Origin of the sequence: Zhongshania sp. (assembly GCF_047636175.1) — a bacterium.
Taxonomy (GTDB): domain Bacteria; phylum Pseudomonadota; class Gammaproteobacteria; order Pseudomonadales; family Spongiibacteraceae; genus Spongiibacter.
This window is the reverse complement of sequence record NZ_JBLIKC010000001.1, coordinates 175044-186923: the sequence shown is the minus strand read 5'-3', so window position 1 is coordinate 186923 and position 11880 is coordinate 175044. Positions and strand designations below refer to the sequence as shown.

The following is an 11880-nucleotide window of genomic DNA, read 5'->3' as shown; positions in this document are numbered from 1 at the left end:
ATTTAAGATTTTTGCCACGCGACCGTTTCACGTAGATAAACGGGTTGAGCCTGATCAGCGCTCATATAATCACCGCGCTCAAAAGCTCGCACCGCCAGTTTTAATATTGCCTGTGCCCGTGGATACACCGCCGCATTCACATTGGCAGATGGCAAGCCATGAGCGAAGCGCGACGCATAGACCCAACCGCTGCCAAATCCGAAGACGGCGCCCTCCGCAGCGGCTATGTGAATCGACTCGGGCGCACGCAGGCTATCTTCAGCAATGAGCTCCGCAAAACCGCTAAGATAGCGATACTGCCCCCAGTAAAGCTCATCCATTCGCGCATCTAAGGCTGGCAGTAGTATATCGCCATCAGCTAACTCCAAATAATCAGCTTCGCCCTGTGCCATTGCCTGCAATGTAGAGACCGCCACCACCGGTTTCTCCGCAGCAAAGGCTAGGCCCTGAACAACACCGGCGCAGACTCGCAGGCCAGTAAACGAACCGGGGCCTGCAGAAAATCCAATGGCGTCTAGATCGCTTAAACAAATGCCTTCATCAGACAGTATCTGATCAACCATTGGCAGCAAATAACGAGTGTGAGCGCGCGGTAAAAGCCGGAAATCTTCTGTTTGCCGACCTTTATGGAGTAAAGCAACGGAACATGCTTCTGTTGAAGCCTCGATCGCGAGTAAACTTGTCATTAATTCAGCCGTAAAACAGTTATTGTTCGGGGTTGGGATGCCGCGGAATAATACCATATCGCATATCACTGGGTATGGCAGAGCTTGATATGCGCAAAAATAGCATTAGCGGATACCAGTAACGAATACGGGAAATAATTATGGCGAAAAATACCATCCACCAAAAGGACGTTACCGCAATTATTCTTGCCGGTGGCGAAGGTCGCCGTATGAGTGGGCAAGACAAAGGCTTAGTAAGCTGGAAGCAGCGCCCGCTTATAGAATATGCCTTAGACGCTATCCCAAGTGACATTGCGAATACGCTAATCAGCTGCAATAGAAATATAGACCAGTACAAAATTTACGGAGAAACCGTTCAAGACGAAGACAGCGCATATGAGGGCCCGCTGGCTGGCATCTACGCCTCTATGACACACACATCCAGCCCCTTTATATTCGTTTTACCCTGCGACAGCCCCCTCGCACCCAGGGACGTTTATTATCAGCTAGCAAATGCGCTAAATGCAGGTAATGCCGATATTTGTTATGTGAATGACGGAGAGCGTGAACAATATTTATTTGCACTGATAAGCACGCAGCTAAAATCGTCGCTAAAAGAATACTTATTAAGGGGAAACCGGCAGGTACATCGCTGGTACAAACAACACAACTATGTCGAAGCAGACTTGAGTGGCCAACAATTTGCGTTTAGAAACTGCAATACCATCACCGAACTAGCAGAACTTAAATAACGACGTTTAAAGCACCCATAAAAAAAGGAAGCTTTCGCCTCCTTTTCTACTGCAAAGCATAATATTCAAACTATGACTCTGCTTTTGGTGCCTCAACAGGCGCAACAGCTGCCTTGATTTTAGCTGGTGCTTTCTTGGCAGCCGCTTTCTTAGCTGGCGCCTTTATAGCAACAGCCTTCTTAGCCAATACCTTTTTTACTGGCGCTTTCTTAGCGACAGTTTTCTTAGCAGGGACTTTTTTAACTACTACTTTCTTAGCAACAGCCTTTTTAGCAGGGGCTTTTTTAGCAACAGCCTTTTTGGCAGGTGCTTTTTTAGCTGGCGCTTTCTTAGCAACGGCCTTTTTTGCAGCAACTTTCTTCGCCGCAGGCTTTTTAGCTACTGCTTTTTTAACAGTCGCTTTAGCACTTACTTTCGCTACTACTGCTAATTTGAGGTCACTGATTTTCGCACCAAGCTGCTTAACGGCTTGCTTGTGCTTAGCCGCCAGCTTTTTCTCTATAGAAGCAAGCTTAAGTTTGTTTGCAGCCAAGCGCTTCTTCTTAAAGCGTTGTTCAAACAGTTTTAATGCCTTAGCCAAGTCTGAATCGACTTTGCTAGCCAGAGCAGTAGAACGCTCTTCAATCTTCTGCTTAACAGCAGATTCTGACGCCTTGATACGAGCTAATGCTTTGGCATTGGCAACCGCGGCTTTAGTCTCAGCGACCTTAGCACGACTAATTTTCAGCTTCGCATTTAACTTCTCGGCAGCAGCAGCAGCGCGCTTAACCGCATTTTTATCCGCTGCACGAGCCGTCTTTTTCGCTTTTACACGAGCTGCATCTACTTTCGCTTTTGCAGCGGCAAGTGCTTTGCGCTCATTCGCTACCATCGCCTCGACTTTTTTCAAACCCTCTTCGGCTTTGGTCACAACCGGGTTTGTTAAGATCACATTTTTAGCCCGTGGTTTACGTTTAGCGGACACTTTTTTTACTGTGGCTTTACTGGCTGGCATCATTTATTCTCCTTGACGATGACAATACTAATGTTCATGGTAATAAAAATAGCACATATAATAACCAACGCAAAAAAAAGTCTTTTAATAAACGCCTTTTTTCTAAAATTTATCCAAAATTTACGTTTATTTCTTCTAAAAATGGTCCGCAAAGAGAAAACCTGAGATTTCGATGACTTTCACTATCATTTGGCCGGGAATATAAAGAAACAGATTGTTCACCATTTTCGCCCAAAACTCATTCGCTTTGCCATCGATTTCTTCACGTGTTTATAAATACTCGACAGAGAAAATTGGACATATAATATCCACATTTTTCGCACATCTTTAGTAAGACTGATTAACATTTTATCGTTATAGACTAGCAGTCATTTGGCTACCCCCAAACGCCATAGAAAAATCAACACTTACTGCCTCTTAACCAGACCAAGTTCTAATGCGGAAGCCTCGACCTTTTCGCGACAATTAATCCGACGGAGACATTGCGCTTGGGAATAACATAAAGCGATATCAGTAATGATTCCGCTAATATTGGCCTCCCAATATTAGCGGACTACGTTCGCCAGTGCGGAAATATTCACCAGATGATCTTAGCAACCCCACCTACCCGAGCCGATTCCTGCGCGAAAAAAAATGTTGGGCATTATTTAATTGCGAACAGCAATTGCGGTGTCGGCAGATTAATTTGGATGCACGGGCGGAAAGCAAGGACTCAGAACCTAGAGTTATAAGCTGGTCAAAAGAACACAGACTAGAGACCAAAGTGTTGGATTCTCCGTCGCTGACAAACTAGCGCCCCTGATTTTCGGACTCAAGCTAACGTTCTACTCGCTTTTGGCCTAAATCATAAACTGGCGCTTATGAGAAACAACGCATTGGCGAAACATCATCCACTCAGACCTGCGTGTCGGTAAGTGCCAAGCTAAGGGATCGAGATGCTAGGAAAATTGAACGAAAGTCAGCACCCGAAGAACGTCAGCGGGTCTGCCACCGGCGGATTTGGCAAAACTATCACAAACACTTTATTACCCCGTCACCATCTGCAAGTGGGGCCCGCATAAATCAATAATTAGAGGCCCAAGTGACTTAACCCTAATTCCGCCGCTATTTTTTTCCGTATTCGTATTACGGGTAATAATTGATTAGCGAAAACAAAAAAGGCACCCGAAGGTGCCTTTTTGATGACTACTATGTTTCTTATGGGTCGAGTGATTCAAATACGCGGTGAGTAATCTCGGCAACGCTGCCCACTCCCTCAATACGACAATACTTAGGCGCATGCTCGCCCTCTAAACTACTGTAGAACGAAACCAGCGGCTTTGTTTGCTCATGATAAATATTAAGACGATTGCGAACAGTGTCTTCTTTGTCGTCTTCACGCTGTATTAGTGTTTCACCCGTCACATCGTCAACACCTTCTTGCTTGGGTGGGTTATATACAAGGTGATAGGTCCGACCAGAGCCTTCATGGGTGCGACGACCGCTCATACGCATCACTATATCTTCATCTTCGACGGCAATCTCAACCACGCTATCGATAATGACGCCCGCATTTATCAATGCTTCGGCCTGAGGAATTGTGCGGGGGAAACCGTCAAACAGAAAGCCATTCCTGCAATCGTCCTGAGTAATTCGCTCTTTAACTAGGCCAATAATAGTTTCGTCGGAAACTAAGCCACCAGTGGCCATGACTTCTTTAACTTGCAAGCCTAGTGGTGAACCGACTTTAACGGCTGCCCGCAGCATATCTCCAGTAGAGATCTGCGGAATAGCGAATTTTTCAGAAATAAACTGAGCCTGAGTGCCTTTACCTGCCCCAGGTGGCCCTAACAATATAACGCGCATAGCGGGAAACTCCCCAAAAGGTTGCGAATTCATAGCCTGCAGCGTAGGGGCCGCCACAGCAAAAGCGCACAACAATACACAGCAATCGCCAGCCACACAAGAGATGGCGTCCCACTAAGCGCTGTAAGTAGCTATCTGATCGGATGATTTGAGGGCATCTATTACGCCCTGTGCGGCAATTGCTATGCCAGAACTCCTAACTGACCAACAAAAACTTTAAAAGCAATATCCGTCAAATAAACCATACTGTATTACGACAAACAGTAAAACCCGACGGACGAGGGAGCTCTAAGAACGCTTTAAATCATTTACTCTGATAATGCTAGCAAAATTACATGGGTGCTAGGTGTTATGTCTTAGTAAAGAAATATTATCTATTTCACCTACAGATAACAGGAACCTTATTTATGAAAATGCGAGAATTATTATCACTTTGGGAAGAGACCGCAGGCGGTAGACTAACCGCAGAGAGTTATGACGTACGCCTTTCCATTAAAGATGCCGCGAGATTAAATGCACTGGCGGAACTTTATCCGCGACAGAACGTAGAATCACTGATCACCGACCTACTTACGGCGGCGCTCGATGAAATGGAAAGTGTCATGCCCTACCGCCAGGGTCCGAAAATTATGGCGTTAGATGAGCAAGGTGACCCACTTTATGAAGATATCGGCCCAACTCCGCGTTATTTGTCATTAACTGAAAAACACCTGCACCACTATAAACTCTTAGAAAACTAATAGTAAGTGGAATGCCGGGAAGCGCTCATTATGCGCTGCCCCTAACAATACCAGATTATTGCTTAGACCTAGAGTCCGGCCGCCTTTGCCTCAGTCCAAAACAGATCTAACTGAGGATCTGCGGCTCCGCCTCCCCCGGTAACACCCGTTTCAATACAACGCTGCTCAACAAACCGAAACCGTCGTTCAAATTTTCTGCAGGCAGCCCGCGTAGTTGCTTCTGCATCTAAGCCAAGGTGTCGACTAAGATTTACGGCAGAAAAAAGCACATCGCCCATTTCATCGGCAATAGCAGCTTGCTCGCCGATGGCAATAGCTTCTTCAAGCTCGTCTAGCTCTTCTCGGAGTGCTGTGACAACACTTGCAAGCTCTACCCAATCGAAGCCAGTCTGCGCCGCACGTTTCTGCAATTTCGTCGCCCTAGTAAGGGCTGGTAGAGCTTCGGGGACATCATCCAGCACACTGTGCTGTGACTTTTGCTTACGTTCGCTTTGCTTAATTTCCTCCCAACGCGCTTTAATCGCCTCATCATCAGGCGCAGTGGTGGATCTGCGCGATTGCAAGGTACCTTCGGGAAAAACATGAGGGTGACGTCGCAACAACTTAGCAACAATATCATTGACCACATCCGAAAAATCAAAATGGTCTTGCTCAGCCGCTAACTGACTATAAAAAATCACTTGAAATAAGACATCACCTAACTCTTGCCGAATCTGTGGCGTATCACTCCGCTCGATGGCATCCACCAACTCATAAACTTCTTCTAAAGTATGGGGAATGACCGTCATTGAGGTTTGCTTTAAGTCCCAGGGGCAGCCGGCTTCGGGATCGCGCAACCTCGCCATCAGATATTGCAAATCCGCTATGTTATAAGCCATATTAGCCCTCTCGAATTCGCTTTACGCCAACAACATTAGGTAAGCCATTAAGTCGATTTAATACATCTGACAAGGTGGCGAGATCTTGGATTTCCAAACGAATCGTCATGGTAGCTATGTGATTCGGGGTATCTGTCACAGTATTCAATGACACAACATTGACCTTTTCAGTGGCCAGTTGCTGGGTAATATCACGCAACAAGCCCTGCCGATCATAAGCCTGCAGCTCGATATCAACGGGATAAGTATCAATTTGTGTTTCGGCCCAACCAACCGTAATGATCCGTTGAGGCTCCACGCTTTGCAGTTGCAGTAATTTATTACAGTCTTGACGATGCACGCTGACACCGCGACCAACGGTGATATACCCCGTGATTCCCTCGCCGGGTAAAGGCTTACAGCAGCGTGCAAAGTAGGTCATCAAATTACCCACACCGCTAATACGAACCTGACTACCATCATTTTGCTTGGTGCTTGCGGGACGCAAGCGCAACATAGACTGGGCATTGTCGTCATCGCGCCCAGCGAGGCTGTTCGCTGCGCGAATCAGCTGAAACATACTGATTTCGCCTGCGCCAACTGAAGCGTACATATCATCCACACTGGGGCAGTGCATCTGATCGGCAAGATATTTGTAATCAATACTATTCAAGGCGAGGCGCTTAAATTCTTTATCTAACAGTGCCCGGCCGGCGATAATATTGTCATCTTTGGCTTGCAAACGAAACCAATGCTGAACTTTGGTGCGAGCCCGAGACGTTTTTAAATAACCGAGATTGCTTTGTAGCCAATCTCGGCGCGGCTTACTTTCTTTGCCAGTCAGAATCTCAACCTGTTCGCCGGTTTTTAGCGTGTACGTTAAGGGCACGATACGACCGTTAACCTTAGCGCCCCGACAGCGATTACCGACCTCGGTATGAATGTGGTAGGCGAAATCGAGGGGTGTCGCGCCGTTTTGCAAGTTCACCACATGACCATCTGGCGTAAAAACATAGACTCGATCTTGCGCGCTGGTAAATTGCTCGGCGACATCACTGCTGCTGCCGCTCTCCTCATGCCAGTCTAGAACCTGACGTAACCATGCTATTTTTTCATCATAACTATTGGTGGTTTTAGCGCCGCGATCCGTACCCTTGTACATCCAATGCGAACATACCCCAAACTCGGCTTCGTCGTGCATCGACCGAGTGCGGATTTGTATTTCCAACACCTTGCCATCGGGTCCAATCACCGCGGTGTGTAATGAGCGGTAGCCATTTTCTTTAGGGGTCGCGATATAGTCATCGAATTCATTGGGAATGTTGCGCCACAAGCCATGAACTACGCCTAATGCTGCATAGCAAGACTTTGCATCCGGCACTAGCACCCTCAGGGCGCGAATATCATAAACCTGAGAGAAGCCGATACCTTTGCGCTGCATTTTTCGCCAAATACTGTAAATATGCTTAACGCGACCAGCGATGTCGGACTGAATATTGTCAGCGTTAAGCGCCTTTTCGAGAACATCGATGGCGTCGTCAATATAGTGTTGGCGATCTAGGCGCTTTTCAGCCAATAGCTTTGCAATTTTTTTATACGCAAGCGGTTGCAAGTAACGGAAGGAAAGATCTTCAAGCTCCCATTTAATATGGCCAATACCCAAACGATGTGCTAACGGCGCATAAATATCTGCCACTTCGCGAGCGACTCGATAGCGCTTTTCTGGTTTATTTTTTGCGGAACGAATAGCAGATGTTCTCTCAGCAAGCTTAATCAGCGCTACGCGCACATCGTCTACTAAGGAGACCAACATTTTTCGAATGGTCTCGCTCTGGGCTTCAGACTGACCCAATACCGGCGCATCGAGCTGGGCATTTACCCGGGATATCGCCGCCATGCCCAGCACACCATCAACTAACTTTGCGACCGGGCGACCAAATTGCTGTTCCAGTTCAGCGATAGATAAACGGTCTTCTCGTACCGCACGAAATAAAGTCGCGGCAATAAGACTGTCCTGATCAAGATGAAGATCGGCCAGTATCTCAACCATTTCCAAGGCGGTATAAAAACTAGAGAAATAATCGACCTTCCCCTGAACAAGTGACGCCGAATTAGCCGCACAATTTTCGGCCACTTCAAACGCACGCTGCAAATCCGCAGTGTGGATCACCTGCCTATCCACCGGCAACCGCGCTATCCAAGCAGCGATATCGACGTTTCCGTTGCCTAACAATGGAAAGTCTTCCCTTACCTTAACCATCGCTACTTGCTCACTAACATATAGGTCATATGACTTTTATATTCTCTTCGCCGACTTTATTTCTCCAGTGTCTTATCAAAAACACCGGTTGATAGATAGCGGTCACCGCGGTCACAAACAATAGCAACAATCACTGCATTCTCTACTGACTCGCTAACACGCAGCGCGGCAGCAACAGAACCACCTGACGACACGCCGCAAAAAATCCCCTCTTGTACGGCCATAGCGCGCATAGTGATCTCTGCAGTGCGCTGATCCATATCAATCACGCGATCGACCCGCACGGCATCATAGATACTGGGTAAATACGCTTCTGGCCAACGTCGAATACCGGGAATACTTGAGCAACCATCTGGTTGCAGGCCAATAATCTCAATAGCACGGTTTTGCTCTTTCAAATACCGAGATACACCCATAATGGTCCCCGTGGTCCCCATAGAGCAAATAAAATGAGTAACACGGCCATCCGTTTGACGCCAAATTTCAGGCCCTGTTCCCTCGTAATGCGCTTGCGGGTTATCACGATTGGAAAATTGATCAAGCACCTTGCCTTTGCCCCCGGCTTGCATCGCCAAGGCCAAATCTCTAGCACCTTCCATGCCTGTTGCCTGCGAAACCTCTAGCAATTCTGCGCCGTATGCCGCCATCGCCAATTTGCGTTCAGCACTCATATGGCTGGGCATAATCAATACCATTTTATAGCCCTTGATTGCAGCTGCCATCGCTAAAGCGATCCCCGTGTTGCCACTGGTGGCTTCAATCAAGGTGTCGCCAGGACTAATATCACCGCGCTGCTCAGCTCGTAAAATCATGCTCATTGCTGCACGATCTTTCACAGACCCGGCAGGGTTATTACCCTCTAGCTTCACCAAAATAGTGTTACTGCCGCTCCTTCCCAGGCGCTGCAAACGCACTAACGGCGTGTTACCGATAAATTGATCAATAGTCGGAAATTCATTCATAATTACAGCCTGAACCTTATATGTCGGTATCGCCTAGGTATTTTAACACTAATGGCCCAAGTAAATAGTCTCAGGAAATGATCTGCAAACTTACGCCGCATAGCAGCGACCGCAATTTTCGGTCATGATAATACCACCGCGACACTAAAAGGCTCCACCAAGCAATGTCAGTGAGATTGGGAATAAGAAGATTGATCTTGGTTATGGGTCTATTGCCTATACTCACTTTATCATTGGCCCTCAGCTCCTACCTGATGATCAGCCAAATCGATGAGTTACGGAAGCTCATGACGGAGCGGGCCAAATCCTCGAGTGAACAACTTGCCGTCCTCACCGAGCATGTCCTCATCGCCGGTCACAACAACACCCTGGCAGCGATTACCTCTGCCGCCTTGGAGGAAACTGCGGTCAAAGCCATCGCAATTTATACTGCGGATATGGATATTATTACCCACGCCGGTCCAAAATCTGACTTATCCATAATAAAAATGAATCCCGGTGAGACCCATGCGCAATACGAGTACCTAGAGGATGGTCTACTTATCGCTCAGCCGGTGTTCTCGCCATCACTCAGCTCGCAAGCCGCCACTCCCATCGTCGGCTGGGTGGTGATGCAATTCGACTGGCGCCATTTAAAAATACAGCAATACCAGACGCTGCTGATAGGTACGGTATTGTTGGTTATCGCTTTTATTATTTGTGTGGCCCTAACCAGTTATATCAATCAATCACTAGCGGCAGACCTCACCACCCTGCGTCAAACTATTCGCAAGATGGCCACCAGCTCTCGAAATTTCCATGCACACATACCCGAGAATGATGAATTTAATGAAATTGCCGAGGAACTCAATCTACTAAATAATGCCCATCAAAATGAGTTACAAGAACTTCAACGCAGTGTTGAGCAAACTAATATCGATCTGCGCGAAACCCTCGAAACCGTAGAAGTCCAGAATATTGAGTTAGATTTAGCACGTCGAGAAGCCGTAAATGCCAGTCGGATAAAATCGGAATTTCTAGCAAATACCAGCCATGAAATCCGCACCCCACTCAGCGGAATAATCGGCTTCAGTAAAATTCTGCTTAAATCTGAAATGGAGGTTCGTCAACGCGAAGCTATCGAAACCATTCACAATTCGGCCAATAGTCTGTTAACGATTATTAACGACATCCTTGATTTTTCAAAGTTAGAAGCCGGCAAACTAGTATTAGATAATGCCCCAGTTAATCTTCGAGAGGCCGTTGAAGACACGTTACAGCTTCTCGCACCCAGTGCTATTGAAAAAGACCTCGAGCTGGCTTTAATTATTGAAGCTGGCAGCCCAGAAGCGGTAGTGACAGATGGCTTAAGACTAAGGCAAATCCTGACAAATTTGATTAATAATGCAATAAAATTTACGCCAGCAGGTCACATCAAAGTTTCAATATTAAGCAAACAACAAGGCGACGAAAACGCCGAAATAACAATTCAAATCAGCGACACTGGGATTGGCCTATCCAAGGAACAACAGCAAGAGGTATTCAAAGACTTCAGCCAAGCAGACGCCTCTATCACCCGCCAATACGGTGGCACCGGCCTAGGATTAGTGATTGTTAAACGCTTGATAGAACAGATGGGCGGCGAGATCGGCATTGTCAGTGGGCCTGGCCAAGGCGCTACATTCTGGCTTACATTAAACCTTCCGACCAGCACTAACACCATAAAACTGCGTGATTTCAGCGTCATAAGCGGTAAATCAATCGCCTTATACGATCGCAGCGAACTCCAAACCCAAGCCTTGAAATCCTTACTTTTATCATGGGGACTTAAAGTCCATCACTGCACTAATATTGGCGACTTAGCACCTAGCGATTACTGTCTAATTAGCAGCGATAACAGCGCTGACTTCCACAAATTACTCTCCGAGCTGGATCGCTCTGCGGTCATTATCACTCCTTACAAAGAGCAGCAAAGTGATCTTGCTGGACGTACCTACCTGAGCAAACCATTTTCTCACGTTAAATTATTCGACGCTCTTTACAAAGGCTTAGAGCATAATTCACCAAGCCGACAACAGGCAGTTCACTTCCCCAATACCAATATTTTAGCGGTCGATGACAACCCCTCAAATTTACATATATTGGGCAATTTCTTAAACGATATGGCAATTCGCACCCACTTTGCACAAAATGGTGCAGAAGCTTTACAGCAGTGTCGCGAGAAACACTTCGATCTGATTTTTATGGATATTCAAATGCCGCAAATGGATGGCATAGAAACGAGCAAGTGCATTCGCAAAGATGGACTCAATACCGATACCCCCATCATTGCTCTGTCCGCCTACTTGTCACCCGACAACCCGTCACAATTGCGTGATGCGGGCATAAACGACTATTTTAGTAAACCAATTTCAGAGCGCCAGCTTGCGGCACTGCTTAGCAAACACTTGAGAGCAGCCACTAGTAGTACCGAGCAAGCAAGGCCTGTCGATATCAAAGAATGTCTTCAACTAACTAAAAATCGTCCACAGCTTGCGGCAGACATGCTGACGATGTTGCTGGAAACACTGCCCGAGCAACGAAAACATACCGTGCTAGCAATACTACACAGAGATTTTGATCAGCTTAGCGTTATAAACCACACCTTAAAAGGTGCCTGTTGTTACACTGGCACACCAGCGCTTAAACAACGGGTTCTTGAACTTGAAAAAGCGCTAGAAAACAAGGACACATGCGAAACTCAAACCACCGCGTTAATTAGTGCCATTGATGATTTACTGGCATGGCAAGACGCTCACGATCTTGGCGTTGTATTCGACATTTAAC

At 46.8% G+C, this 11880-nt stretch carries 9 protein-coding genes; 3 read left to right on the top strand and 6 right to left on the bottom strand.

Translation table 11 applies throughout. From position 1 onward, the window contains the following. Positions 1–2 precede the first annotated feature (2 nt). On the bottom strand, positions 3–686 hold the full coding sequence (tsaB, locus tag ACI955_RS00915; protein ID WP_415241851.1) for a tRNA (adenosine(37)-N6)-threonylcarbamoyltransferase complex dimerization subunit type 1 TsaB: 684 nt from the start codon (positions 684–686) through the stop codon (positions 3–5). A 140-nt stretch (positions 687–826) separates the two neighbouring features. Between tsaB and mobA the strand changes: the two genes are divergently transcribed. Next, positions 827–1417: a molybdenum cofactor guanylyltransferase MobA gene (mobA, locus tag ACI955_RS00910; protein WP_415241850.1), complete on the top strand. Its 591-nt coding sequence runs from the start codon at positions 827–829 to the stop codon at positions 1415–1417. Between the two features lie 70 nt (positions 1418–1487). On the opposite strand, the gene ACI955_RS00905 is transcribed toward mobA, so the two are convergent. Then, positions 1488–2327, bottom strand: a complete 840-nt coding sequence (locus ACI955_RS00905) for a histone H1-like repetitive region-containing protein (RefSeq protein WP_415241849.1) — start codon at positions 2325–2327, stop codon at positions 1488–1490. A gap of 1281 nt (positions 2328–3608) precedes the next feature. Further along, positions 3609–4256 carry an adenylate kinase gene (gene adk, locus ACI955_RS00900; protein ID WP_415241848.1) on the bottom strand — a complete coding sequence of 216 codons (648 nt, stop codon included), beginning with the start codon at positions 4254–4256 and terminating at the stop codon, positions 3609–3611. A 407-nt stretch (positions 4257–4663) separates the two neighbouring features. Here adk and ACI955_RS00895 point away from each other — a divergent pair, with 407 nt between their 5' ends. Continuing rightward, a complete protein-coding gene (locus ACI955_RS00895; RefSeq protein ID WP_415241847.1) occupies positions 4664–4996 on the top strand; it encodes a type 1 pili tip component in 333 nt (110 codons plus the stop codon). Between the two features lie 68 nt (positions 4997–5064). On the opposite strand, the gene mazG is transcribed toward ACI955_RS00895, so the two are convergent. From mazG to cysM, 3 genes are read right to left on the bottom strand one after another with little or no spacing between them, the layout of a single operon-like run. After that, positions 5065–5874: a nucleoside triphosphate pyrophosphohydrolase gene (gene mazG, locus ACI955_RS00890; RefSeq protein ID WP_415241846.1), complete on the bottom strand. Its 810-nt coding sequence runs from the start codon at positions 5872–5874 to the stop codon at positions 5065–5067. Position 5875: 1 nt separating this feature from the next. After that, complete coding sequence (relA, locus tag ACI955_RS00885) at positions 5876–8113, bottom strand: GTP diphosphokinase (protein ID WP_415241845.1); 2238 nt, start codon at positions 8111–8113, stop codon at positions 5876–5878. 56 nt (positions 8114–8169) lie between these two features. Beyond that, positions 8170–9075, bottom strand: coding sequence for a cysteine synthase CysM (gene cysM / locus ACI955_RS00880; RefSeq protein ID WP_415241844.1), 906 nt, complete (start codon positions 9073–9075; stop codon positions 8170–8172). A 164-nt stretch (positions 9076–9239) separates the two neighbouring features. On the opposite strand from cysM, the gene ACI955_RS00875 reads away from it, so the two are divergent. Further along, complete coding sequence (locus tag ACI955_RS00875; protein WP_415241843.1) at positions 9240–11879, top strand: ATP-binding protein; 2640 nt, start codon at positions 9240–9242, stop codon at positions 11877–11879. The last annotated feature ends 1 nt before the right edge of the window (position 11880 follow it).

Bases quoted from the DNA above. Each gene is read 5' to 3' on its own strand.
- ACI955_RS00895 (WP_415241847.1), top strand. From the start codon at position 4,664: ATGAAAATGCGAGAATTATTATCACTTTGGGAAGAGACCGCAGGCGGT.
- relA (WP_415241845.1), bottom strand. From the start codon at position 8,113: ATGGTTAAGGTAAGGGAAGACTTTCCATTGTTAGGCAACGGAAACGTC.
- adk (WP_415241848.1), bottom strand. From the start codon at position 4,256: ATGCGCGTTATATTGTTAGGGCCACCTGGGGCAGGTAAAGGCACTCAG.
- ACI955_RS00875 (WP_415241843.1), top strand. From the start codon at position 9,240: ATGTCAGTGAGATTGGGAATAAGAAGATTGATCTTGGTTATGGGTCTA.
- mazG (WP_415241846.1), bottom strand. From the start codon at position 5,874: ATGGCTTATAACATAGCGGATTTGCAATATCTGATGGCGAGGTTGCGC.
- tsaB (WP_415241851.1), bottom strand. From the start codon at position 686: ATGACAAGTTTACTCGCGATCGAGGCTTCAACAGAAGCATGTTCCGTT.
- mobA (WP_415241850.1), top strand. From the start codon at position 827: ATGGCGAAAAATACCATCCACCAAAAGGACGTTACCGCAATTATTCTT.
- cysM (WP_415241844.1), bottom strand. From the start codon at position 9,075: ATGAATGAATTTCCGACTATTGATCAATTTATCGGTAACACGCCGTTA.